General features: G+C 67.5%; 23 protein-coding genes. 17 read left to right on the top strand and 6 right to left on the bottom strand.

What is annotated here, in order from left to right:
• Positions 1–29 precede the first annotated feature (29 nt).
• Both FJV41_RS13630 and FJV41_RS13625 read right to left on the bottom strand, forming a co-directional pair.
• Entirely contained in the window at positions 30–728 is a 699-nt protein-coding gene (locus FJV41_RS13630) for a methyltransferase domain-containing protein (protein ID WP_141642900.1), read from the bottom strand.
• Positions 715–1,713, bottom strand: coding sequence for a glycosyltransferase family 2 protein (locus FJV41_RS13625; protein WP_174485420.1), 999 nt, complete (start codon positions 1,711–1,713; stop codon positions 715–717). The genes FJV41_RS13630 and FJV41_RS13625 overlap by 14 nt, the downstream gene beginning before the upstream one ends.
• Before the next feature lie 225 nt (positions 1,714–1,938).
• Between FJV41_RS13625 and rffA the strand changes: the two genes are divergently transcribed.
• From rffA to FJV41_RS13605, 4 genes are all read left to right on the top strand, one after another.
• A complete protein-coding gene (rffA, locus tag FJV41_RS13620) occupies positions 1,939–3,069 on the top strand; it encodes a dTDP-4-amino-4,6-dideoxygalactose transaminase (protein ID WP_141642898.1) in 1,131 nt (376 codons plus the stop codon).
• Positions 3,063–3,776, top strand: coding sequence for a WbqC family protein (locus FJV41_RS13615; protein WP_141642897.1), 714 nt, complete (start codon positions 3,063–3,065; stop codon positions 3,774–3,776). Before rffA ends, FJV41_RS13615 begins: the two co-directional genes overlap by 7 nt.
• Before the next feature lie 84 nt (positions 3,777–3,860).
• Positions 3,861–5,648: a glycosyltransferase family 39 protein gene (locus tag FJV41_RS13610; RefSeq protein ID WP_141642896.1), complete on the top strand. Its 1,788-nt coding sequence runs from the start codon at positions 3,861–3,863 to the stop codon at positions 5,646–5,648.
• A 108-nt stretch (positions 5,649–5,756) separates the two neighbouring features.
• Positions 5,757–7,517, top strand: coding sequence for a tetratricopeptide repeat protein (locus FJV41_RS13605; RefSeq protein ID WP_141642895.1), 1,761 nt, complete (start codon positions 5,757–5,759; stop codon positions 7,515–7,517).
• A 52-nt stretch (positions 7,518–7,569) separates the two neighbouring features.
• On the opposite strand, the gene FJV41_RS13600 is transcribed toward FJV41_RS13605, so the two are convergent.
• From FJV41_RS13600 to FJV41_RS13585, 4 genes are all read right to left on the bottom strand, one after another.
• Positions 7,570–8,337: an ABC transporter permease gene (locus FJV41_RS13600; protein WP_141642894.1), complete on the bottom strand. Its 768-nt coding sequence runs from the start codon at positions 8,335–8,337 to the stop codon at positions 7,570–7,572.
• Positions 8,334–9,314: an ABC transporter ATP-binding protein gene (locus tag FJV41_RS13595; protein WP_141642893.1), complete on the bottom strand. Its 981-nt coding sequence runs from the start codon at positions 9,312–9,314 to the stop codon at positions 8,334–8,336. Before FJV41_RS13595 ends, FJV41_RS13600 begins: the two co-directional genes overlap by 4 nt.
• Positions 9,295–10,215, bottom strand: a complete 921-nt coding sequence (locus FJV41_RS13590; RefSeq protein WP_141642892.1) for a tetratricopeptide repeat protein — start codon at positions 10,213–10,215, stop codon at positions 9,295–9,297. Before FJV41_RS13590 ends, FJV41_RS13595 begins: the two co-directional genes overlap by 20 nt.
• Before the next feature lie 91 nt (positions 10,216–10,306).
• Positions 10,307–10,882 carry a prepilin-type N-terminal cleavage/methylation domain-containing protein gene (locus tag FJV41_RS13585; RefSeq protein WP_181790619.1) on the bottom strand — a complete coding sequence of 192 codons (576 nt, stop codon included), beginning with the start codon at positions 10,880–10,882 and terminating at the stop codon, positions 10,307–10,309.
• A gap of 202 nt (positions 10,883–11,084) precedes the next feature.
• On the opposite strand from FJV41_RS13585, the gene FJV41_RS53625 reads away from it, so the two are divergent.
• From FJV41_RS53625 to accC, 13 genes are all read left to right on the top strand, one after another.
• Positions 11,085–12,353: a prepilin peptidase gene (locus tag FJV41_RS53625; protein ID WP_438616740.1), complete on the top strand. Its 1,269-nt coding sequence runs from the start codon at positions 11,085–11,087 to the stop codon at positions 12,351–12,353.
• A gap of 16 nt (positions 12,354–12,369) precedes the next feature.
• On the top strand, positions 12,370–13,491 hold the full coding sequence (locus FJV41_RS13570; RefSeq protein WP_141642890.1) for a sensor histidine kinase: 1,122 nt from the start codon (positions 12,370–12,372) through the stop codon (positions 13,489–13,491).
• Between the two features lie 66 nt (positions 13,492–13,557).
• Positions 13,558–14,976 (top strand): sigma-54-dependent transcriptional regulator, encoded by a 1,419-nt coding sequence (locus tag FJV41_RS13565; RefSeq protein WP_141642889.1) that lies wholly within the window; start codon positions 13,558–13,560, stop codon positions 14,974–14,976.
• Positions 14,977–15,172: 196 nt separating this feature from the next.
• Entirely contained in the window at positions 15,173–16,255 is a 1,083-nt protein-coding gene (pilM, locus tag FJV41_RS13560) for a type IV pilus assembly protein PilM (RefSeq protein WP_141642888.1), read from the top strand.
• Between the two features lie 27 nt (positions 16,256–16,282).
• Complete coding sequence (locus FJV41_RS13555) at positions 16,283–16,966, top strand: PilN domain-containing protein (RefSeq protein ID WP_141642887.1); 684 nt, start codon at positions 16,283–16,285, stop codon at positions 16,964–16,966.
• Between the two features lie 14 nt (positions 16,967–16,980).
• On the top strand, positions 16,981–17,562 hold the full coding sequence (locus tag FJV41_RS13550) for a type IV pilus inner membrane component PilO (RefSeq protein WP_141642886.1): 582 nt from the start codon (positions 16,981–16,983) through the stop codon (positions 17,560–17,562).
• Positions 17,563–17,605: 43 nt separating this feature from the next.
• Positions 17,606–18,178, top strand: a complete 573-nt coding sequence (locus FJV41_RS13545; RefSeq protein ID WP_174453023.1) for a pilus assembly protein PilP — start codon at positions 17,606–17,608, stop codon at positions 18,176–18,178.
• 57 nt (positions 18,179–18,235) lie between these two features.
• Positions 18,236–20,965 carry a type IV pilus secretin PilQ gene (locus tag FJV41_RS13540; RefSeq protein ID WP_141642884.1) on the top strand — a complete coding sequence of 910 codons (2,730 nt, stop codon included), beginning with the start codon at positions 18,236–18,238 and terminating at the stop codon, positions 20,963–20,965.
• A gap of 36 nt (positions 20,966–21,001) precedes the next feature.
• Positions 21,002–21,640, top strand: a complete 639-nt coding sequence (locus tag FJV41_RS13535; protein WP_141642883.1) for a hypothetical protein — start codon at positions 21,002–21,004, stop codon at positions 21,638–21,640.
• A gap of 32 nt (positions 21,641–21,672) precedes the next feature.
• Positions 21,673–22,035: a roadblock/LC7 domain-containing protein gene (locus FJV41_RS13530; protein WP_141642882.1), complete on the top strand. Its 363-nt coding sequence runs from the start codon at positions 21,673–21,675 to the stop codon at positions 22,033–22,035.
• Between the two features lie 135 nt (positions 22,036–22,170).
• Positions 22,171–22,752, top strand: a complete 582-nt coding sequence (gene efp / locus FJV41_RS13525) for an elongation factor P (protein WP_141642881.1) — start codon at positions 22,171–22,173, stop codon at positions 22,750–22,752.
• 28 nt (positions 22,753–22,780) lie between these two features.
• Positions 22,781–23,377: an acetyl-CoA carboxylase biotin carboxyl carrier protein gene (accB, locus tag FJV41_RS13520; protein ID WP_141642880.1), complete on the top strand. Its 597-nt coding sequence runs from the start codon at positions 22,781–22,783 to the stop codon at positions 23,375–23,377.
• A 67-nt stretch (positions 23,378–23,444) separates the two neighbouring features.
• Positions 23,445–24,830, top strand: coding sequence for an acetyl-CoA carboxylase biotin carboxylase subunit (gene accC / locus FJV41_RS13515; protein WP_141642879.1), 1,386 nt, complete (start codon positions 23,445–23,447; stop codon positions 24,828–24,830).
• Positions 24,831–24,939: the final 109 nt, after the last annotated feature.

Here is a 24,939-nt window from a genome sequence, read left to right as displayed (position 1 = left end):
GGGCGAGGGGGCGCTGGAGGCGGAGATGCTCATGGCGAGACGGGGCGCGGGGCGGAGCGGAAGTAGCGGGCGAAGGCGGGGTCCGCGTGTCGCGCGTGGACGTGCTCGGGGCGGTACACGCGCAACGTGTATTCGTAGAGGGGCCCCGCGGCATCCAGCTCCCAGAACCGACTCAGCTTGCCCACCACGAAGTCCAGCAGCGCGCCCGGCGGTTGGTAGTACAGCTCCTCGCGCGTGTACTCGGGGTCGTGGAACGTGGTGAGGAAGTTCACCGAGAAGCCCTTCGTGCACAGCGCGTACATGGCGGCCAGCATTCCCTCGACGAAGCCGCGCCAGGCCTCGGGCGTGGCCGAGAGCCGGACGTTGAAGGTCCCCGACAGCGTCAGGTAGTCGTACCGTTCGGGCGGAAGGCTCGCGACGATGTCGCGCGTATGGAAGGTGCCCTGAGGAAACTTGCGCGCGCACGACTCCGTGAACGAGGGATGGACGTCGCTGCCGGAGTAGCGGGCCTCCGGGTGATGGTGCTGGAGGAACTCGCCGAAGTGCCCCATGCCGCACCCCACCTCGTGCACGGAGAAGGGGCCCGACGCGCCTTCGAAGAGCCGGGCCAGCCGGTGGAAGCGCTCGTATTGGGTGGCCTGGTCCCGGTGCGACAGGGCACGGGGGTCGTCTCCGTACTGGTCCAGGAGCGCGCCGTAGAAGGCGCGCTGCTCTTCAGCGATGTCCATGGAGGGTCTCCTGTCGCGCGGGCTCGGCCCGTGGCTCCGCGACGGCCAGCCTGGAGGTGCTCGTCGCCTGCCGCACCACCGCCTGGGGCTTCTGATTGATTTGGAGGAAGATGCGCGCCACGTACTCGGAGAGGATGCCCACGCCGAGCAGCGTCACGCCCGAGGAGAACAGCACCGCCACCGCCAGCGATGCCCAGCCAGGCACGGTGATGGTCCCGGTGATGCGCGAGAAGACCACCACTCCGCCCGCGATGGCGGACAGCACGGACAAGAGGAAGCCGCCGACGGAGGCGAGCCGGAGGGGGAAGGTGGCGTAGTTGAAGAGCAGGTTGAAGAACACCGTCACCAACCGGCCCAGTGTGTACGAGCTGCGCAGCCCCTCGGGGTGCTCGTGGCGCACCTCGGCGGCGGTGATGCGGTCGGTGACCCAGGACAGGTAGATGTCGAGGATGATGTCGTGCCGCTCGCTGCGGGCGACCTCGGCGGCGACGCGCCCGGAGATGAGCCGGAAGGCGGAGATGTCGAAGGCCACCCGCATCACCCTGCGAGGGATGACCATGATGAGGCGCGAGGCCAGCGAGCGCCACCCGGGGCCCTGCCTCACGCGGGGCAGACCGTAGACGACATCCGCGTCGGCCTGCTCGGCGCGGGCCAGCAGCGCGCCAATCTCCTCGGGCGGGTTCTGCAGGTCCTCGTCGAGCGTCACGACCCAGCGCCCACGGGCATGCCGGAAGCCGCACACCGTGGCGTTGTGTTGCCCGAAGTTGCGCATCAGCCGCACGCCCACGATGTGCTCATCCCCCTGCGCCAGCTTCTCGATGACGGCCCACAGCGCGGGCCTGGCGCTGTCGTCGACCAGGATGATTTCGAAGGGGGTGTGGCGGGCCTCCAACGTGCGGACCAGCCGCGCGCACAGCTCGGGGAGCGAGGACTCCCCACGAAAGCAGGGGACGACCACGGAGATGTCGACGACGGATGGGCTCATGCGAAGGAGGGCGGGCGGGGGAGCCCAACGCTCGCGAATCCTACCGCGTTCCCTGGACCTGTCGCGCGGTGGAGTGCGCTCGCCTGGTCGCCGCGAGTCCCTGGGGCACCCCGAGCGCGGTGTCCTCCGGGCAGGCGGGGGAGCCCCTCCGAGGCTCGAGCGGCTCCCGGAGCCCGGGAGGGTGCTGTAGCCTGGAGGCCCTCCCGCCTGCTTCATCGTGACGCCATGACCATTCCCTTCAATCGGCTGCAGATGCTCGGAGACGAGGCGAAGTACATCGAGCAGGCGCTGGCCAACAGCCACCTCATGGGAGATGGGGGGTTCACGCGCAAGTGCCATGCGCTGCTGGAGGAGCTGCTGGGCGTGAGGCGGGCGCTGCTGACCACGTCCTGCACCCACGCGCTGGAGATGGCCGGACTGCTGCTCGATTTGCAGCCGGGGGACGAGGTCATCGTCCCGTCCTTCACCTTCGTCTCCACCGCGAACGCCTTCGCGTTGCGGGGCGCGCGTCCCGTCTTCGCGGACGTGCGGCCCGACACGCTGAACCTGGATGAGCGCAAGCTGGAGGCGCTCATCACCGAGCGCACGCGCCTCATCGTCCCCGTCCACTACGCGGGCGTGGGCTGTGAGATGGACGCCATCATGGACATCGCCACGCGCCGAGGCGTGGCCGTGGTGGAGGACAACGCGCATGGCCTCTTTGGCCACTACCGGGGACGGGCCCTGGGCACCTTCGGGACCTTCTCCACGCTCAGCTTCCACGAGACGAAGAACGTGAGCTGTGGAGAAGGGGGGGCGCTGCTCATCAACGACGCGCACCATGCCGAGCGGGCGGAAATCATCCGCGAGAAGGGCACCAACCGCAGCCGCTTCTTCCGCGGCATGGTGGACAAGTACACGTGGGTGGACATCGGCTCCAGCTACGTCATGTCGGACTTGCTGGCGGCCTTCCTCTACGGGCAGCTGCGCGAGCATGAGCGCATCCAGGCGCGGCGCCGGGCGCTCTGGGACACGTACCACCAGGAGCTCTCCGCCTGGGCGACCGCCCAGGGCGTGGCCCAGCCCCACGTGCCCGCGCACTGCGAGCAGGCCTATCACATGTATTACCTGCTGATGCCGTCGCTGGAGGCCCGCACGCGCTTCATCCAGCAGCTGCGTCAGCAGGGCATCAACGCCGTGTTCCACTACCTGCCGCTGCACAGCTCGGAGATGGGCCGGAAGTTCGGCGGAGAGGTGGGCGCCTGCCCGGTGACGGAGGACGTCAGCGACCGGCTGGTGCGGCTGCCGTTCTACAGCACGATGACGGAAGCGGAGCAGTCCACGGTGCTCTCCGCCGTGAGGGACTTTCGGTGCTAGCGGCCCGGCACTCCGTCGCCATCATCCAATCCAACTACCTGCCCTGGAAGGGCTACTTCGACATCATCCACGATGTGGACACGTTCATCTTCTACGATGACGTGCAGTACACGCACCGCGACTGGCGCAACCGCAATCGCGTGAAGACGGCCCAGGGGCCGGTGTGGCTCACGGTGCCGGTGGGCTCCAGTACGGACCGGCTCATCTGCGACGTGCGAATCGAAGAGGGCACGTGGGCGCGCAAGCATTGGGAGACGCTGCGACACCAGTACGGCCGCGCGCCCCACTTCGAGCGCTATGCGCCGCTCTTGCGTGAGGTGTACCTGGAGCGGACGTGGACGCACCTGTCGGAGCTGAACCAGTTCCTGGTGCGCCGAATCGCCGAGGAGTGTCTGGGCATCCAGGTGCGCTTTCGCGACTCGCGCGAATGGACGCTCACCGGCGCGAAGCGGGAGCGGATCCTCGACCTGCTGCGGCACGCGGGCGCCACGCACTATGTTTCGGGCCCCGCGGCTCGCGACTACCTTCGACAGGAGGACTTCGACGCCGCGGGAATCCAGCTCACCTACAAGGACTACGCGGGGTACCCCACGTACCCCCAGCCCCATCCACCCTTCGAGCACGCGGTGACGGTGCTGGATGTGCTCTTCCACCTGGGGCCGGAAGCACCCGAGGCCATCTGGGGCTGGCGCCAGCGGGCTCGCTGAGGGGCTGCCTGCCTCCTGTTCGTCCTCGCGTCCGTGCTTGCGGCTTTGCCCGGCGCGCGAGGGGTGTGCTACCCCACGAGAGCGATGACTTCGGCTCGTGGCAGTACGGGATGGAACGCGGTGGCCCAGGGCGCCCTGGGGTGTTTTCTGGTGGCGGCCTTCTTCGGGTTGAAAGAGACCGCACCCGGGCTGACCGTCTCCTTCCGCATGCCCTTCAGCGCCAGCTCTTCCGGAGAGCTGTACCAGTGGCTGGGCCACGCGCTGTTGCTGGTGCCGGGAGGTGTCCTGCTGGGGCTGTCGCTCGTGCATGGGCTGTCGGCGCCAGCGGTCCGGATGTGGCGCCGGCTGGAGGCGCTGAGCGCGCAGGAGCGGCGCGCTGGAGCCGTGTTGGTGGCGGTGGTGGCCTTCCTGCTCGCACGAGTCGGGCGCTTCGTGTTCCTGCTGGACCGTCCCATCACGGATGACGAGCAGGCGGCTCGCTTCGGTGGGCAGGTGCTCGCCAGCGGCAGGTTCCTGGTGAAGCTGACGGACCCGCTGGAGTCCTTCCCCACCATCTTCCTCTACGTGCGGGATGGCATGGGCTCCAGCTTCGAGTGGCTCGGGCTGCAGGTGGCGTGGGCGTTGGGGGAGCTGACGGGGACGGGCTCGCTCGTCTTCTCGCTGGCGGCGGCGGTGCCCGCGGTGGTGGTGGCCTGGGTGGCCACCCGGCGGCTGGGCCCGGCGTGGGGTGGGGTGGCCGCGCTGCTGGTGCTGCTGTCACCGATGTCCGCGCTGCTGTCGATGACCGCTCATGCGCACCTGCTGTCCCGCGCGGCCTTGTCGGTGGCGGTGGTGTGCTTCCTCCAGGCGGAGGAGAAGGGCGGGCGCTGGTGGACGTGGCTGGGGCTGGTGAGTGGTGTCTCCTTCCTGTGTCGGCCGTTCGAGACCCTCTTCTTCCTGGCGCCGTTCTACCTCTGGGTGCTCTGGCGGCTGGTGTGCCGGGAGCTGCCCGTGGGAGCGTGTCTGGGAGGGCTGGTGCTGGGCTGGTTGCCGGCGGTGGTGGCCTTCCTCGCCTTCAACCATGCGGTGACGGGGGACGCGCTGCTCCCCGCGCGCGTGTCCATGTACACCTTCCCGGCGAAGCTCTCCGCGCATGACGCCTCGATGCTGGAGCGCTTCGGCGCGAACACCAGCTACAACGCGTTGATGCTCGCGGTGTGGTTCCTCGGGCCGGTGGGGGTGCTCCTCGTGGGAGTCGGGGCGTCGTGGGACCGGCTGACGAAGCTGTTGCTCCTGTCGGTGCTGGCGCTGCTGGGGCTGGGGCTCTTCCACGACAACCACGGCATCCACTCGGTGGGTCCCATTCACTATTCGGAATGCGCGCCGGCGCTGGCGCTGGTGGCCGTGCATGGGCTGCGGAGGCTGGTGGATGTGGCCCGCCGGGCCGAGCTGCCGTCCGCGACAGTCATGGCGGGAGTGCTCGGTTCCCTGGTGGTCGGACTGGGCATCTTCGACATGCGCAACGCGCTGGCCCTGCGAGAGCAGGCCCTCATCCACGAGTCGATGGAGGCGTACCTGAATGACGCGGGGCTGGGGCGCGCGGTGGTGCTGGCACCTCAGTACGCCGTGGCCTGGAATCAAGTGCCCGCGTTCCGGAAGGTGGGGAGCTTCGTCCTGGAGTGGCCGCCTCCGCACCCGGGCTACGAGGAAGACCTCATCGTCCTGCACGATGGGCCGGGCTTCGCGGAGAAGCTGCGTCCAAGGTTCCCGGATCGACGCTTCTTCCGATTGGTACCCGGCAAGGCCCCGGACCCCTTCCGGCTGGAGCCCATCGACGGGCGCGCACCTCCTCCCGCCTCGCCATCGCCCACCGTGGAAACGGGCACACGTTGACGCGCGTCATGCGAGCGCGCGAACGCGCGGGCGCCTCGAGTTCCTCCCTCGAGGCGATTGAATCCGACGTCACCCCTTCCTTTCGGCCCTGAGCTTCCGAGGCCCCTCATGACAACCGCCGCTGTGCGCCGCAGCTCCCTCCGTCCTTCTCCGCACTCCCTCCTGGTCTTCGTCACGGCGCTGGCGGTGTATGCGGGGGCACTGCGCAACGGGCTCGTCTATGACGACATCCCGCTCGTGGTGCAGAACCCGTGGTTGCGCTCGCTGGACACACTGGCCGAGGCCTTCCAGCGCCCGCTGTTCGCGTTCGACGACGAGCCAGCCTCCCAGGTGGATCGCAGCCCCGCGGAGAGCTACTTCAGGCCGCTCGCCCACGTGCTGTTCTTCGCGCAACGCGCGCTCTTCGGCACCACGGCCTGGCCGTACCATCTGGTGCTGATGCTCCTGCACGGCCTGGCGTCGCTCCTCGTGGGTTGGCTCCTGCGTGAGTGTCTCCGACGTCCCGGGGAGGGCCTCTCCGAGGCAGGAAGCTGGGCCGCGCTGGCCGGCGCGCTGCTCTTCGCCGTGCATCCCGTGCACACGGAGTCGGTGGCCTGGGTGAGTGGGTGCATGGACGTGGCGGCCACCCTGATGGTCCTGCTCTCGGTGCGCCTCATGGTGGGGAACTCCGGCTCATGGCGATGGGCCGTGGGGGCGGGTCTATTGTGGTTCGCGGGCCTGCTGTTCAAGGAAGTGGCGGTGGTGTTCCCCGTGGTGCTGTGGGCCACGGACCGTGCGGTGGGGGTGCGTCCCGCCCGCCCGGGGCTTCGAGGGTGGGTGCTCCGATATGCCCCACTGGGGCTGGGGCTGCTGGGGTACGCGGCTCTCCGGCTGAACGCGGTGGGCCTGTCTCTTCCCGTCCCCGTGGGGTCGGGGCGCACGGGGCTGTATCCCCTGCACATGCTGGCCCTGGCGGGGAAGCTGCTGGGCAAGTTGCTCTGGCCCCATCCGCTCGTGCTGACGATTCCCGTGCGTGTTCCGCCCGAGCCGACCGAGATAGCCCTGGGCGCCGTGTTGCTCGTGGCCCTGCTCGGCCTGCTGTGGTGGAAGCGCCGCGACGCGGGGCCGGCCTTCGCTGGATGCGTGTGGCTGTTGGCCCCGCTCCTGCCCGTCTTCTTCTTGCAGCTGAGAGGCGTGGAGGCCTACGCGGAGAGGTTCCTCTACCTGCCTTCCGTGGGCTTCTGCCTCCTGGCCGCAACGGGGCTGAGAGGGCTCCTGGAGCGGTGGCGCGAGCATGCGCGAGCAGTGAAGCTCCTGTCCGGTGGTGTCGTCGTGGTGTGCTCCGTGCTGACGCTGGTTCGTGTGCCCACCTGGCATGACGAGATCTCGCTCTGGGAAGACACGGTGGCGATGACGCCTGGGCAGCCCATTCTCAGGGGCTATCTGGGTGCGGCCTATCTCAAGGCGCGTCGCCCCGAGCAGGCCTTGGAGGAACTCAAGGTTGCCGCGGGGGCGCTGCCACGCAGCTATCAAATCCAGAGCGACCTGGCGGTGGCCTACGCGCTCCTGGGAAGGATGGACCTCGCCATCGTCCAGTTCGAGCGCATCCTCCAACTCCGTCCTGGCGAGCCGGTGGTCATCCACAACCTCGGGCTCGCGTTGCGGCGGACGAAGCGGATGGAGGAGGCTGTTGCCCGTTTTCAGGAGGCCCTGCGGCTGGCTCCTCGTCGCGCGGATTCACACCTGGAACTCGGGCGTACGCTGCTGCAGATGGGACGCCCGGCGGAGGCCGTGGCCCCACTGGAGGAGGCCTTGCGCCTCCATCCAGAGTCAGAGCCCGCTCGGCGAGGCTTGCAGCAGGCCCGGATGGCGCTGGGCTCCCCGCCCTGATTCAGACGACAGCGTGAGCGAGGGGCGGCCCGTTCGGTCCGGCCCCGGCTCATCAGCGGAAGTCGCGCCGCTCGAAGATGAAGATGGCGGCGGCGGTGAAGAGCGCAGCCCAGCCCAGGCCGTACCCCACGCCCGAGAAGAAGGTCGAGGTGTCGACTGGGAGGGCGTACGTCGCATGGAGGCGGAAGTTCATCCGCTCCAGGTTCGGCAGCAGGTAGTAGAGCGCCTTCGCGAAGGTCTTCACCGAGCCGTCATCCAGTCGGTTCGCGATGTCGTAGAGGTCCGAGGCCAGGTGGCCGGCGAAGTAGATGCCAGTGGTGGCGATGGCCGACACCGCCGGGCCCGTGAAGCTCGAGAAGAGGATTCCCGCGCTGGTCAGGACCAGCAACTCGAACCAGAGGCCCACCGCCGCGACGACCTGCGTGGAGTGGATGCTCACCTGGAACATCAGCAACTGGCTGACGAAGATGAGCATCATCGCCCCCATCATCACCGCGAGCGTCAGCATGTTGCCCGCCAGCCGCGCCAGCAAGAACTGGGTGCGTGACACGGGCTTGCTCACGACGAGGAAGATGGTGCGCCGCTCGATTTCGCGGCTCAGCAGCCCACTCGACAGGAAGATGGTGAGGAAGACGAGGATGAGGCTCATCATCCCCAGTCCAAAGTCGGTGAGCACCCGGTCGAATGTGGCGACCGTCACCTCCGTAATCAACGTCGACGACAGCAGCACCACCGCCGCGAAGGCTCCCACCACCACCGTGACGCGGTTTCGGCGTGCCTCCCGGAACCCATTCCAGACCATCGCGCCGAACGCGCTCATGTGTTGATCTCCCCGCCGACACTCGTCGTTCGTCCGGAATCCTTGAGGGCGTCCATGAAGAGCTGCTCCAGGGAGAACTGCGCCGCCTGGAGGCTGTTGACGCGTCCGCCGGCCGCCAGCACCTGGCTCAGCATCTTCTGGCTCTGGGCATCGGGCACCTGCACCCGCACCCGCCCGTCCAGGGACTGCGTGGACTCCAAGGCCACGCCCAGGCTCTTCACCTGCTCCAGTGGCAGGCCTTCCACCACCATCTCCACGGTGGGCACCTGCGTGGAGAGCAGCTCCCTGACGCTGCCCTCGCGCACGCGGCGGCCACCCACGAGCACGGCCAGCCTGTCACAGAGTGCTTCCACGTCAGGGATGATGTGGCTGCAGAACAGGACGGTGGTCCCCCGGTCTCTCTCGGCGAGGATGAGGTCGCGCATCTGCCGTCGTCCGACGGGGTCCAGCCCGCTGGTGGGCTCGTCGAGGATGAGCATCTTCGGTCGGGCCACTAGCGCCTGCGCGAGCGCCACGCGCTGCACCATGCCCTTGGAGTAGCGCCGGATCTGGAGCTTCTCCGCGGCCCCCATCTCCACGGAGCCCAGGACCTCCTTCACGCGCACGTCAAGCTCGTGGCCGCTCAGGCCGCACAGCTGCCCCGCGAGCGTCACGAACTCACGGCCCGTGAGGTACTCGTAGGGCGCGGGATTCTCTGGCAGGAAGCCCACGAGTCGCCGCGTGGCGGCCTTGTCCACGGGCTGGCCGAACAGCAACGCGTTGCCGCTGCTGGGCCGCACCAGGTTCATCAGAATCTTGATGGTGGTGGACTTTCCGGCGCCGTTGGGACCGAGCAGGCCGTAGATCTGCCCGGCGCCCACTTCGAGGTCCAGACCCTGGAGGGCGCGAACGGTGCGGTTGAACCAGAAGCCTACCTTGTAGGTCTTCGAGAGTCCTCGGACTTGAATGGGAGGGGCGTCAGGGCTGAGGGGATTCATGATTCTTCGCGTCCATGGGCTTCGGAACGAGGCGCTTCCCGTCCGACGTCTTCTCGTTGTGGATGAGCTCCAAGCGGAACCTCGCCGCGGTGGAATAGGCGCGTCCGTCGTCTCCCAGGAAGAGCTTGCCGCCCAGGGGATCGCCGGGAAGCTCGCTCAGGTCTCCTGATGAGACGAGGGCCTCGAGGGAGCCGGGCAACTGGCCGGTGCGAGCCTTGTGGCGCTGGAGGGCCTCGTCGAGCTGCTGGAGAAGCTGCTCCTGGAGGATTTCATTCACGCGGCGCTCGTAATACGTGCGCGTCTCCTCGTCTTCGGCGCTGTCGCGCAACATCTGCGCGAGACTCAGGCTGGTTTCGAATTCCCCGGCCTGGGCATACAACCTGGTCGCCAACCCCGAGTACCACTCTGGCGCGCCGGGCTCCCGCGCGAGCTCCTCGACGATGGCGGCCGCTTCTCGATAGCGGCGCTCGAAGAACATGAGGTTGTAGGCGAGCTGGAAGTGGATTCGCTTGTCTTCCGGCGTGTTGGCGATGCCCTTGCGGAGGATTCGCGAGGACTCCTCGACGTTGGCGTACTGCTCGCGGCCCAGGTGGATGGGGATGGTGATTCCCGCGAAGGTGTAGACCTTGGCGAAGCGGGGATCGAGGTCTGTCGTGAGGTCCGCGTAGTAGTAGATGTCGCGGTACTCGGACACGGTGCTGGCCGCGCCGACGCGGTTGATCGTCATCACCCAGAAGTAGTCGGCCACCAAGCCGAGCTGGGCCTTGAACAGGGCCTTGAGGAGCCCCGCTCGGGGAAGCAACGGGCGATCATCCAGACGAAGCGGTGGAGGTGGCCGGCCAGAGAGGAGGGCCACCGACAACAGGCCAGCGACCAATAGCAGGGCAGTCAGCTTGCGCATCGTTCCTTGGAATGCATACGGGGCACCCGAGTCTCTCGGGCGCCCCGTTGATACCATGTGATGCCCCGCCCGAAGGCGGGGCGTGCTGTGATTAGCAGCTCACGTCGTTGTAGGCGTTGCCAGGCTCACCGCCGCCGACCTGCGGGGTGTCGATGCCGCAGGGGGCCAGGAGGGTGGTGGTCGAGGTGGCGAGGGAGGTGATGCCCCACGTGTCCGCGGCGGGGTCGTTGTCCACGTTGCCCACGGCCACGGCGCTGAAGTCGCAGCTCGGGCATTCACCTTCGATCTTGGCGGTCATCGGGTAGGTGGGGGTGGTCGGAACCTTGGAGAAGCGAGCCTCGTCCTGGCCGATGCAGCCGTTCGCATAGGTACGACCCGCCGGGGTCGCGGGCTGCGCCAGGTTGCAACCACCGTTGATGGAGTAGCTGAAGCGGTTGCCCGGCTCCGGATCAAAGCCGACGACCTTGAAGTCCGAAACGTACTTGTCCTTCTCGCCGAAGTACGCCTTCTGGGCCGTGAAGATGGCCTTCAGGTTCGTCTTGGCCTCGGACTGCTTGGACTTGGCCTGGAAGCGGATGAAGTTCGGGATGGCGATGGCGGCCAGGATGCCGATGATGGCGACCACGATCATCAGCTCGATGAGGGTGAAGCCACCCTTCTTCTTCAGGAGACGGTTCAGCATGTCGGGAGTGCTCCGCAGGTGCAGAGGGGGGTTGAACGACAGCCCGGATTCATAGCACGAACGGTGCCATGGCCAACAGTTGCCCCAACCCGATGAATTCCCACAGCGGGGTGGGGCGGATCTCGCTCGCCTGTCGCCTGAGCTGCCAAAAATTGTCACCGCTCCTGCCGCAAATCGTCGATCCGCGATGCTGTCCTCCCTGGGCCGCGACGCTAGGATGCCCGACTCCGTGACGGACTCCTCCCTCGTGCCAGGCTGGGCCGGGCCCCTCTTCACCGCCTTCCTCCTGGTCCTCGGCCTGTGTATCGGCAGCTTCCTCAATGTCGTCATCGCCCGTGTCCCTGAAGGACTGAGCATCGTCCGGCCGGGTTCGCGCTGCCCCAAGTGCGGGCATGTCCTGTCCTGGTACGAGAACATCCCCGTCCTCTCGTGGCTTGCGCTGAGGGCTCGGTGTCGTTCGTGTCACGCGCCCATCTCCCCGCGCTACGTGCTGGTGGAGGTGCTCACCGGACTGCTCTTCCTCGCGTGTTTGCGGAGGTTCGGGTGGACGTACGAGTTGTTCCCCGCGCTCGTGCTCGTGTCGCTGCTGATACCGCTCACCTTCATCGACCTGGCGCACTGGATCCTGCCGTTTTCGCTGACGGTGCCAGGCATCGCCGCGGGGCTGGTGCTCGCGGTGCCCCGAGGCGCGGACGCGGTGGTGGATGCCACGTTGGGAGCGGTCATCGGCTTCCTCGCCTTCCGCCTGATGGAGTACATGGGCTGGAAGGTCTTCCGGAAGGAAGCGCTGGGCGGCGGTGACAAGTTCCTCGTCGCGCTCCTGGGGGCGTTTCTTTCCTGGCGAGCCCTGCTGGGCATCCTCTTCTTGTCATCGCTGCAAGGCGCGGTGGTGGGACTGGCCATGCTCGGACTCACCGGGCGCGCGGGGCCGTCGACACCTCCCGATGCCGCGCCCGTGACGCCTCCCGAGGGCGTCGCGCCACCTCCCGATGCTCCGCGCGTCAAGTCATCCGAAGGCGCGGCTTCCCCTTCCGAGGAGAAGCTCGTCTCGCACACGACCGAGGGCTCCGCCCTGCCTTCCGGTACCGAGAGCGCGACGCTTCCGCCTGTCGTTCCGGCTGACGTGTCGTCTCCTGGCCTCGGCGCGACGACGGCCGGGCCCGAGGGCACGAATGAGTCCGAGCCCGAATCCACGATGACGTGGGAGTTCACCCGGCCGGGGATTCCGTTGTGGAAGCGCTTGTTGCTGGTGCCCTGGTGCCTGCTCTTCCAGCCGATTCCCGATGCGCCCATGGACGATGAAACGGGCGAGGAAGAGGAGTGGGTGCCTGGGCCCACCAACATTCCCTTCGGGCCGTGGCTCGCGCTGGCGGGCTTGGAGGTGATGTTGCTGGGGCCGTGGCTCGCGCGCGTGCTGCCGATGGACATCGCGATGTTGCTCGGGGGCGCGCCGTGAAGCGCGCGCACGCGCGATGAAGTGGCGCATCGCCAGCGTGGCGTTCCTGCTGAGCTCGCTCTGCACGGGACTCTCCTGGTTGTCGCTGCAGCCCGTCCTCATCCGGTTGTTGGAGCTGGGGCGTCGGCTCGTGTCGCCGGGGACACCGGACGCGGAGGTGCTGACGCAGGTGCGAGGCTTTCTGCCGCTCGCGCTGGGACTGGACCTGGTCGCGCTCACGTTGCTGTCGTACGTGGTGTTGGACCTGACGGTGGGCCGTCCGCTGCGCTCCGCCGAGGCCATGGTGGAACAGCTGGGGCGACTGGAACTGGACCCGCACCTGACACCCACGCAAGGCGGGCCGCTGCTGTCGAGGATGCAGCGCGCGTTGCAGCGGCTGGCGGAGGCGCTGCGTTCGGAGCAGGCCCTCACGCGCTCCCAGGTGGAGTCGCTGCGGGAGGCCAACACCCGTCTGGCGCGAGCCCAGACGGAGCTGGTCTCCGCCGAGCGGCTGGCCACGGTGGGCAGGCTCGCGGCGGGCGTGGCTCACGAGGTGGGAAACCCCCTGGCGGGCATCCTCGGGTACCTGTCGCTGGCGCGGATGAAGGCGCCCACGGAGGAGCTGAAGGACTACCTGGAGCGCATCGACCACGAGGTGCAGCGCATCGACCGCATCGTCCGGAGCCTGCTGGACCTGGGGCGGCCGGAGACGGCGTCGCCAGGGCCGGTGGATGTCGGCTCGGTGGTGGAGACGTGTGTGCGGCTGGTCCGCGCCGCGCCCGAGCTCGCGGGTGTGTCGGTGGACCTGGCGCTGGAGCCGGGGGTGTTCGCCCGGGCGGAGGCCGGCCCGCTGTCGCAGATCCTCATCAACCTCCTGCTCAACGCCGCGCAGGCCATGGGAGGGCAGGGGAGCGTCAGTGTGGTGACCCTTCGTGAAGAGGGAGAGGCCCGGCTGGTGGTGAGGGACCACGGCCCAGGCATTCCGCCCGAGGTCATGCCCCGGTTGTTCGAGCCCTTCTTCACCACGAAGGGGCGACAGGGCACCGGGCTGGGGCTGGCGGTGTCGCTGCGGCTGACGCAGGTCATGGGCGGTCGGCTGGGGGCGGAGAACCTGCCTGAAGGTGGCGCGCGCTTCACCGTGTCCCTGCCCGCCGTGTGAGCGGACGCTGTCCGGCCAGAAGATATCTCCTGCCTCGGGACTGGGGGATGATGCCAGAAGGCCCCCATGTCCTTGTTCCGCACCATCCTCGTCGCCGATGATGAGCCCTCCATCCGGCACATCCTCACGTTGGTGCTCACCGACAAGGGCTACGACGTTCGCGCTGTCGCGGACGGGGAGGAGGCGCTGCGGGAGCTGGCCACGCGCGACTACGACGTCCTCGTCTCCGACGTGCGGATGCCTCGCAAGGATGGGCTCACGCTGCTGCGCGAGGCGCAGGCCGCGCACCCGGGGCTCACCGTGGTGGTGATGAGTGCCTACGGCTCGCAGGAGCAGGCCCTGGAGGCGGTGTCCGCCGGCGCCTACGACTACGTCCAGAAGCCCTTCAAGCCCGAGGAAATCGTCTTCGTCCTGCGCAAGGCCGAGGAGCGCGAGCGGCTGCTGCGCGAGAACCGGCGGCTCAAGCAGGGCGGTCTTCCCTCCGTGCCCCAGGGGCACATCCTCGGAGGGAGCGCGTCGCTCCATGCGGTGCTCAAGCAGGTGGCGCGCCTGGCACCGGTGGACACCACCGTGCTCATCAGCGGGGAGAGCGGTACGGGCAAGGAGCTCATCGCCCGGGAGCTGCACGCGCGCAGCCCGCGAGCCCCGCTCCCCTTCGTCGCCGTCAACTGCGGCGCCATTCCGGGAGGGTTGCTCGAGAGCGAGCTGTTCGGTCACGCCAAGGGCGCCTTCACCGATGCGCGCACGGCCAAGCGCGGCCTCTTCTCCGAGGCTGACGGCGGCACGCTCTTCCTGGACGAGGTGGGCGAGCTGCCGTTGCCCGCGCAGGTGAAGCTCCTGCGGGTGCTGCAAGAAGGAGAAATCCGTCCGGTGGGCGAGAACCGGGTGGAGAAGGTGGACGTGCGCGTGGTGGCGGCCACGCTGCGGGACTTGGGCAAGCTGGTGGAGAAGGGGGAGTTCCGCGAGGACCTCTACTACCGCCTCAACGTGGTGAACGTGAGGGTGCCTCCCTTGCGAGAGCGCCGCGAGGACGTGCCCCTGCTGGCGAGCGCCTTCATCCACCGCTTCAACCGCGAGCTCAACCGCGAGTCTCCCGTGGAAGGTCTGTCGCCGGAGGCCGAGGCCCTGATGTCCGCCTACGCCTGGCCGGGCAACGTGCGCGAGCTGGAGAACGCCATGGAGCGGGCAGTCCTCCTGGCGGATGGCCCGCATATCCTTCCGGCCAACCTGCCCGAAAGGCTGTGGGCCGCGCCCGCACCCGGGCCGACGGGAACCAACACCGGCGGGATGCCACAGGTCGGTAGCGACCTGTCGCTCAAGCGGGCCATCCGGGAGCTGGAGGAGTCCTACATCCGGGCGGCCCTGAGACGGACGAAGGGGAACCGGACCCGGGCGGCGGAGGTCCTGGACATCAGTCACAGGGCGTTGCTGTACAAGATCAAGGAGTACGGCATCGACCCGGACGCGGAGGCTGAACGGAGCTGAAGGGGAGATTCCGTCGGGCCGTATTTGACGGAATGCGGCCGGAGCCGGAAAATCGGGCCTCCGCGACCGTGGTGGGGGGCCCGGCGCAGTTTGGACGCAGGGGTCCCGGCCGAACGGAGAGCAGGCGGGCTCCGGGCACTTTTTAGGAGGGGTTGACGGCCAGTGCTACGCTGGCTGCCTCTCGACGGAGTCAAGCATGGCGAAGGGCAAACTGGCACTCGGTCTGGACATCGGATCGACCTCCATCAAGATGATCCTGCTCAAGGAGCAGCGCAAGCGGGGCGAGGTCGGCTTCGCGTTGCAGAGCTTCGGCATGAAGCCGCTGCCGCCCGAGGCCATCGTCGATGGCGCGCTGATGAACTCCACCGCCATCGTCCAGGCGGTGCAGGAGCTGATGTCCGAGCTGAAGGTGAAGGGCAAGGACGTCGCCATCGGCGTGTCCGGCCACTCGGTCATCATCAAGAAGATTCAGATGCCGCGCATGTCCCAGGAGGAGCTCGAGGAGAGCATCCAGTGGGAGGCCGAGCAGTACATCCCGTTCGATGTGAAGGACGTGAACATCGACACGCAGATCCTCGACGGGGGCGGCAACGACGCCACCGGGCAGATGGACGTGCTGCTGGTGGCCGCCAAGAAGGACATGATCAACGACTACACCACGGTGGTCTCCGAGGCGGGGCTCGCCCCGGTGGTCGTGGATGTGGACGCCTTCGCCGTGCAGAACATGTTCTCCGTCAACTACGACCTGCCGGAGAAGGAGACCGTGGTCCTCATCAACGCGGGCGCCTCGGTGGTGAACATCAACATCATCGCCAACGGCGTGACGGTCTTCACCCGCGACGTCACCATCGGTGGCAACCAGTTCACCGAGGAGATCCAGAAGCAGCTCAACGTCTCCTACGAGGAGGCGGAAGCGCTGAAGATCGGCGGCAACCGCGCGGACGCGGATGCCGTGGTGCCCCAGGAGGTCGAGCGCGTGCTCTCCAGCGTCGCCGAGCAGGTGGCCGGTGAAATCCAGCGCTCGCTGGACTTCTACGCGGGCACCGCGGCGGACTCGAACTTCACCAAGGTCTACCTGTCCGGCGGCACGGCGAAGATTCCGGCCCTGTTCAAGACCATTGAAGCGCGCACCGGGGTGCCGGTGGAGATCCTCAACCCGTTCCGCAAGATTGAAGTGGACAACCGCAAGTTCGACCCCGCGTTCATCATGGACGTGGCGCCCATGGCCGCGGTGGCAGTGGGACTGGCGCTCCGGCGTCCTGGCGACAAGCTGGCCTAGACCGTCCACTTCCTGGAGACGACGCACATGATGATTCGCATCAACCTGCTTCCCGTCCGGAAGGTTCAGACCCAGCAGAAGGGCCGGCAGATCCTGGTCCTCTTCGCGCTGGCGCTCATTGGCGCCGCCGTGGGCAACTACCTCTGGTTCGACGACCGCGACAGTGAGTTCCAGCGCAACGCCCTGTCCATCACCCAGACGCGCGCGAAGATCGCCGAGCTGGAGAAGGTCATCGGCGAGGTGAAGAACATCAACGCCCGCAAGACCGAGGTGGAGAAGAAGCTGGCCGTGCTGGACTCGCTGCGCAAGGGCCGCAACGGTCCGGTCCGGATGATGGACGCGCTGGCCTCCGCCACGCCGAAGAAGGTCTGGGTGAAGGCCTTCGTCGAGACCAGCAGCGCGGTCGCCATCGATGGCTCGGCCGTCAGCCACGATGAGGTCGCCGAGTTCATGCGCGGCCTCAACGGCGTGGTGTGGACGCCCAAGGGCATGGGGCGCCTGGTGGATCAGCGCCGGGACACGAAGACGTCTCGCGTGGAGCTCCTGACGGCGGAAGCCACCATCGAGGAGTTCCCCGCCGGCCAAATCACCCCGTTCTTCACCAACATCGACCTGACCAGCGCCGTGCAGACGAAGGGGTCCGCGGGGCCCACGGGTGTGCCCTCCCTGGTTGACTTCAAGATCACCCTCACCGCGAACTACGCCATCTGACCGAGGCCACCGCCATGGACAAGTACCTGGACCAATTCGTCAAGGCGTCCCCGGCCGCCAAGTTCGGTGGCCTGGCAGCGGTCATCATCTTGATGACCGTCGCCAACTTCTTCCTGCTCATCGACCCCACCGAGACCCGCATCAAGCACCAGCTGTCCGAGCGGCGCACGCTGGACCTGGAGCTGGCGGAGAAGAGTGAGATCGCCCAGAACCTCAACGAGCGGCGGCGTGAGATGGACGTGCTGGAGCAGAAGCTCGCCGAGGCCCTCACGGAGCTGCCGGAGAAGAAGGACGTCGAGGAGCTGCTCGCGCAGATCAACGACATCGGCAAGAAGAGCGGCCTGGAAATCTCCCTGGTGCAGCCCGACCGCGAATACGTGGGCAGCGGCGAGTTCTTCGCCCGCATCCCCATCCGGATGACGGTGAGCGGCAACTACCATGAGATCGGCATGTTCCTGCAGGAGATGGCGAACATGCGCCGCATCGTGAACGTCAACAACATCAACCTCGGCCAGCCGACCCTCAAGAACGAGAAGGTCGTGCTGCAGAGCACCTTCCTGGCGACGACTTTCCGGTTCGTCGAGACCAAGAACTAGAAACTTGATCCGTCCGGAAAGTAGGGCGACAAGGGGATTGAGGATGAAGATGTTCAAGGCCACCATGACGACTGCCGCGCTCGCGCTGACGCTCGCTGCCTGCGAGGAGGCACCTCCGCCCCCTCCGCCGGTGGCGGCGCCACCTCCCGCGGCGCAGGCCGCGGCGCCCGTGGAGACGGCACCGACCGCGGTCGAGGCCGCGGCCGTGGCGCCATACGTCTACAGTTACAACCCGGTGGGTAAGCGGGATCCGTTCCGCAGCCCGTTGGAAGAGCTGGGCCCGGTGGCCCAGGCCAATCCCGTCACGACGTGCATGGAGCCTTTGTGCGCGTTCGACCTGGACCAGCTCAAGCTGGTCGCGGTCGTCACGGGGGACGCCAATCCACTGGCGATGGTCGAAGACCCGCTGGGTCGAGGTCACATCGTGCGCCGCAACACCCGGGTTGGACGCCAGGGTGGCAAGGTCACGCAAATCCTTCGCGATTCGTTGACGGTGACCGAGGTGTTTTCGGGCAACGGAGAGATCATCAAGAATCCGGTGACTCTGCAGCTCAAGCCCGATGACCAGCAGGACCCTAGTTACAATCTGATGACGGGCAAAAACTACGGGGAGTAGCGCCCCCTGTGGCGCGCCCGCGGGCGGCAGCCCGCTTCCAACTTGGTGAGGGGACGCATGCTCGAGAGGAGCGCTGTGACGAGGGGCAAGTGGATGTTGGCGACCGCTTTTGCGGTCGTCCTTGCGGGCGCCAGCAGCAGTGGCGCCGAACTGAATACGCTTCGGGACCTGGATGTGTCCCGTACCGGCTCGGGCGCCCAGGTGGTGGTGACCGGAACCCGGCCCCCCACCTTCACCGTGTTCCGGCTGAGTGGTCCGGAGCGGTTGGTGGTGGACCTCTCGTCGGCTGACGCGACGGGTATCAAGGGCCACCACGATGGCTCCGGCCCCGTGGCCGGTGTCGTGGCGTCGCAGTTCTCGGACGAGCGCGCGAGCGTCGGCCGGGTGCTGCTGGCGCTGGACAAGGCGTCGCAGTACGACGTCCGGGCGGATGGAAACCGCGTGGTGATTTCGGTGGATGGCGCGACGCCCGCCGCCGAGGTCAAGCGTCCGGAGCCCGTCGCCGCTCCTGTCGCCACGGCTCCCGCTGCCCCGACGCCCGCACCGGTCGCCGAGGTCAAGCCCGCCGCGCCCGCCGCCGTCATGGTGGCTGAAGCGCCGGCGAAGCCCGCCGCTGAAAAGCCCGCGCTGCCAGAGAACGTGGTCGCCGCCGAGGCGGATGAGCGTGAGGTGGCTCAGCCAGCTCAACGCATCACGCAGCTGGCCTATTCCGACGACACGCTTCGCATCCGCGCGGATGGCGACATCGCGCGCTACGAGGTGCTGGAGCTGGCGGACCCGCCGCGGCTCGCGGTGGACCTGTACGGTGTTGGGCTCTCCGCCCGCGCCCCTCGCGTGAATGGCGCGACCCTCAGGGACGTGCGTGTCGGCGCCCACTCGGACAAGGTCCGGCTGGTGCTCGATGTGCGCGGCAAGATGCCCGCCTATCGGGTGGACCGGGCCGACAAGGGCCTGGAAGTGGTGCTGGGTGGAGCGGTGGCCCGCAAGGCCGCGCCCGAGCCCTCGCCGCAAGAGGTCATCGCGTCGGTGGCTGAAGTGGAGCCGCTGCGCCCCGCGCCCCAGCCGGTGGAGGCGCCTGTCACGGCCTCCCTGGTGGAGGTGAAGGACCTGTCCTTCCAGGAGGGTGGGGCGGGTGGTCGCGTGGTGCTGAAGCTGTCCGGAACGGCCGCCTGGAAGGTGGACCGTCCCGACCCGCGCAGCGCCGTGCTGACGCTGGACAACGCCCGGCTGCCGAAGAAGCTGGAGCGCAGCCTGGACACCAGCGCGCTGGAGACGCCGGTGAAGATGATCAGCGCCTTCAGTGTCCCCGGTGAGGGCCGCAAGGTGCGCGTGGTCGTCGCCGCCGACGGCGCCATCGAGGAGAAGGTCACCCAGAACGGCGGGACGCTCTCCTGGCGCCTGGACGTGAAGGGCGTGAAGACGGACGAGGTGTCCGTGGCGCAGCGCACCGCCGGCTTCACCGCCGAGGCGCCCGCCTACGCCGCCGAGGGCGCGCCGCAGCAGGCCCGCTACCGTGGCAAGCGCGTCTCCTTCGAGTTCAAGGACATCGACATCCAGAACCTCCTGCGGGTCATCGCGGAGATCTCCAAGAAGAACGTGGTCGTCGCGGACGACGTGTCCGGCCGCGTCACCATCCGCCTGCGCAACGTTCCCTGGGACCAGGCGCTGGACCTCATCCTGCGCACCAAGCAACTGGGCAAGGAGGAGTTCGGCAACATCATCCGCATCGCTCCCCTGAAGACGTTGGAGGAGGAGGCCCGGTTGCGTCAGGAGCGCAAGAAGTCGCTCCAGCAGCAGGAGGACCTGCTTGTCAACCTCATCCCCGTCAATTACGCGGTGGCGGCCGACATGGCCGCGCGCGTGAAGGACGTGCTGAGCGAGCGCGGCAACGTCACGGTGGACACTCGCACCAACGTGCTCATCGTGAAGGACGTGCGCTCCAACACGGAGAAGGCCCGCGCGCTGGTGCGCAGCCTGGACACGCAGACCCCGCAGGTGCTCATCGAGAGCCGCATCGTGGAGGCGAGCACCGCCTTCAGCCGCCAGCTCGGCGTGCAGTGGGGCGGCCAGGCGCGCGCTTCCCAGGGCACGGGCAACCCCACGGGCCTCATCTTCCCGAACAACGTCGCCGTCACGGGCGGCTCCGTGGGCACGGCCGCGGGTCTTCCCGCCGCGCCGAACTTCGCGGTGAACCTGCCGGCGACGGTCGGTGAGAACGCCGGTGGCGCGCTCGGCTTCGTCTTCGGCTCGGCCGGCGGCGCGCTGCAGCTCAACCTGCGGCTGTCCGCGGCGGAGAACGAGGGCACGGTGAAGACCATCTCCGCGCCCCGCGTGACGACGCTGGACAACAACACCGCGCGCATCAGCCAGGGTGTGTCCATCCCGTTCAGCCAGACGTCGGCCGGCGGTGTGAACACGACCTTCGTGGAAGCCCGCCTGTCGCTGGAGGTGACGCCGCACATCACCCAGGACGGCAGCATCCTGATGTCCATCAACGCCTCCAACAACCAGCCGGACCAGTCCAACACCGGAGCGAACGGGCAGCCGTCCATCCAGCGCAAGGAAGCCAACACTCAGGTGCTGGTGAAGGATGGAGACACCACGGTCATCGGTGGCATCTACGTCCGCCGTGGCGCGACCACGACCAACGCGGTGCCCTTCCTCTCGAAGATTCCGGTGCTGGGGCTCCTGTTCAAGAACTACTCGGAGCGGGATGAGCGTCAGGAACTGCTCATCTTCATCACGCCCCGCATCCTCAACCGGCAGACCATCGCGCAGAGCCTGTAAGGCATCGCGCCTCTTCATGCAGGAGAGCGTTCGCTCATGAAGCCCATCTATCTCGCCGCGCTGCTGGCGTTCGGCACGGTGTCTTGTGTCGACAACCTCCCGAAGCTCCAGATTCTCCAATCCGCTCCACCCGAAGAGGACTGCTCTGTTCCTGATGACGTGGCGTTGCTGAGCGGCTCGTTGAACCTTGCGCTGGCGGGTGACTACCTCGTCGGGCTCACTGTCACCTCCAACCTGTCCGACACGCCCATCGTCGTCGGGGAGGGGCCGGTCTCCGATATCGACTCCACCGCCGTCTATCTCACCGAACTCGAGCTCAGCTATCAGACGGAGCCCGAGCTCAACATCCCCAGTGCGACGGTTCCCATCTACGGGACCTTCCGTGGCAATGCGGATGGTTCCATGGTGCTCGGCCTGTTGACGCGCGACGCTCAGAACGCGCTGCTGGCCGCGACCGCGGGAGGAGGGGCCGTTGTCGATGTGCTCGTGACTCTGCGGGTCCGCGGACACACGGTCGCTGGCGGCGACGTGGAGACGAACGAGATTTCCTACCCGCTGGTCGTGGGCTTCGCCGAATACAAGTGCCCCAAGGATGGCGATGTCCATGGCCCCAGCGTGGGGCCGTGTGACCCGCGCGGGCAGAATGGCGCCGTCCCCGAGTGCGTGACGCCCTGAGCGGCGCCGCTGCCCAAGAACACTGAGAGCCCATGTCCTTTCGCACGCACCTCGAGTCAGTGGTCAACCAGGTGGACGGAGCCCTCGCCTGCAGCGTGATGGGCTTCGACGGCATCTCCGTGGACACCTTCCAGCGCGAGGAGGCAAGCGAGCTGGACTTGAGTGGTGCCTGGGTGGAGTACGCCAACCTCCTCACGCAGCTGCGCAACGCCGCGGAGACGCTCAAGACGGGGACGGTCAGCGAGGTCAGCGTCAACAGCGACAAGGTGCTGACGCTGATGCGGTTGGTGTCACCGGAGTACTTCCTGGTGCTGGCGCTGCGCGCGGATGGCAACTACGGCAAGGGGCGCTATGTGCTGCGCGTGACGGCCCCCAAGGTGAGCGCGGAGCTGTAGCCGCGCTCGCTGTAAACCAGTCATCCAGACGACGCGCCGCTCCACTGGTTTCCCCTTCCCATGGAAGGGGGCATGGGCTAGACACCCCCGACTTTTCAAGCTTCCGCTATTTCGAGTCTGAAGGAGTCGGTCCCCATGGCCGGATTCATTGATACGTCCGAGTTTCACAACAACATGAAGATCGAAATCGACGGTGAGCCGTTCGTCATCGTCGAGTTCCAGCACGTGAAGCCCGGCAAGGGTTCCGCCTTCGTTCGCACCAAGATTCGCAGCCTCCTCTCGGGCCGCGTCCTCCAGCCCACGCTGAAGTCCGGCGAGAAGGTGGGCAAGCCGGACATCGAAGAGAAGGACATGCAGTACCTGTATGTCCAGGGTGACGACTACTACTTCATGGACAAGCGCGACTTCGAGCAGACCTTCATCAGCGAGAAGGCACTCGGCGACGCGAAGAACTTCCTGAAGGAGAACATCGACGCCACCATCCTGTTCTGGAACGGGAAGGCGATTGCCGTCACGCTGCCCAACTCGGTGGACCTCAAGGTCGTCAAGTGCGACCCGGGCGTGCGCGGCGACACGGTGTCTGGTGCGCTGAAGCCCGCCACGCTGGAGACCGGCTTCGAGGTCTACGTGCCCCTGTTCATCAACGAGGGTGACGTCCTGAAGATCGACACGCGCGACGGTGGCAAGTACCTGACCCGCGTCGCCACCGCGGGCTAGCTCAGGCTCCGCTCGGAGGGACGCGAGAATGGCAACCAAGCGCAAGTCGACCCGGGCGTCCGCGCCCACCAGCGCGCCCGCCCCGGCGAGCGCGCGAGACGCGGGCAACACGTCCCTGGACGTGGAGGCCCTGCGAGAAATCGTCAACATCCTGGAGGCCTCGGACGTGACGAGGCTGGTGTGGAAGCGCGGGGAAGAGAAGCTCTTCATCCGCCGCGGCCACGCCCCGGAGACGACCATCGTCCACCACTCGGCCCCCTCGGCCGTCCAGGTGGGCCCGGCCGTCGAGTACACGGCTCCGTCGGCGCCTCGCGCCGCCCCGGTCGCCGCTGCCCACTCCGTGGCCGCCGCGGCCCCCGTGGCCGAGAAGGCGCCGGAGAAGCCGGGCCACGTGGTCACCAGCCCCTTCGTCGGTACCTTCTATCGGACGCCGGCGCCGGATCAGCCCGCCTTCGTCGATGTGGGTTCGGTGGTGAAGAAGGGCCAGGTGCTCTGCATCATCGAAGCGATGAAGTTGATGAACGAAATCGAGTCCGAGGTGTCCGGCCGCGTGGCCGAGATCCTCGTGGAGAACGGTCGCCCGGTGGAGTTCGGCCAAGCGCTGTTCCGCATCGAGCCGGCTTGACGCGGCGCGCGCGCCTTCGCTTTTCGCGGGGCGCGCGCCCGAGCCGGCCGTTTCAGGAGACACCCCCGTGTTCAAGAAGGTGCTGATTGCCAACCGCGGGGAGATTGCCCTGCGGGTCATCCGCGCCTGCCGGGAGCTGGGCATCGCCACGGTGGCGGTGCACTCCACGGCGGACGCCAACGCCCTCCATGTCCGCTTCGCCGATGAGGCCGTCTGCATTGGCCCGCCAGCGTCCAAGGAGAGCTACCTCAACGTCCCGCAGTTGCTCTCCGCCGCGGAAATCACCCGCGCGGACGCCATCCACCCCGGCTACGGCTTCCTCTCCGAGAACGCCGAATTCGCCGAGGTGTGTGAGAACTGCAAGATTCGCTTCATCGGTCCGCGTCCGGAGATGCTGCGGATGATGGGCAACAAGGTCCGTGCGCGGCAGGCGGCGCGCGAGGCGGGCATGCCCCTGTTGCCCGGCAGCCCCGGCACGGTGAAGGACCCTCGCGAGGCGGAGGCATTCGCCCGGGAGATTGGCTTCCCCGTCATCCTCAAGGCCGCGGCCGGTGGTGGTGGCAAGGGGATGAAAATCGTCCGCGAGCCGAGCGCGCTGGCCCAGGCGTTCTCCACCGCGCAGGCGGAGGCGGTGGCCTCCTTCGCCAACGGCGACCTCTACATCGAGCGGTACGTGGAGAAGCCGCGCCACATCGAAATCCAGATTGTCGCCGACGAACACGGCAACGTCATCCACCTCAACGAGCGCGAGTGCTCGGTGCAGCGCCGGCATCAGAAGCTCATCGAGGAGTGCCCGTCACCCGCGCTCACGCCGGAGCTGCGGCAGCGGATGGGTGAGGTGTCCGTCCAGGCGATGCGCAAGCTGCGCTACAACAACGTCGGCACCATCGAGTACCTGCTGGACGAGCGCGGCGAGTTCTACTTCATGGAGATGAACACGCGCATCCAGGTGGAGCACCCCGTGACGGAGCTCGTCATGGGCGTCGACCTGGTCCGTGAGCAGATCCGCATGGCCTACGGCCACCCGCTGCGCTTCAAGCAGGAAGACGTGCAGATGCGCGGACACTCCATCGAGTGCCGTGTCAATGCCGAGGACCCGATTACCTTCGCGCCGTGGCCCGGCAAGATTACCGGCTACAGCGTCCCGGGTGGCTACGGGGTGCGCGTGGACTCGGGGGCCTACGAGAACTACACGGTGCTGCCGTACTACGACAGCCTCCTGGCCAAGCTCATCGTCCACGCGGAGGACCGCGAGACGGCGATCCGCCGCATGCAGCGCGCGCTGGGCGAGTACGTCGTGGAAGGCATCCGCACCAACATCCCCTTCCACCGCGCGGCGCTGGCGGACGAGTCGTTCCAGGAAGGCAACTACGACACGCGTTTCGTCGAGCGTCTCCTGGCCAGTGAGACAGGTTCTCGCCGGCTGAAAAAAGCAGTCGAAGAGACGCCGTAGCACACGTCCGCCTACGTGGCGTTCCCGCCCGTGGGGCGGGCATGCAAGCAGGTGAGCTGGCCCCGGGGGGAGCCGGGCTGTTTCTTGACCCGCGTTGGAGGATTCCGTT

This window comes from Myxococcus llanfairpwllgwyngyllgogerychwyrndrobwllllantysiliogogogochensis (assembly GCF_006636215.1).
In the GTDB taxonomy this organism is placed as follows: domain Bacteria; phylum Myxococcota; class Myxococcia; order Myxococcales; family Myxococcaceae; genus Myxococcus; species Myxococcus llanfairpwllgwyngyllgogerychwyrndrobwllllantysiliogogogochensis.
Note: the sequence above shows the minus strand (reverse complement) of the source record. Positions and strands in the feature narration are given on the sequence as shown.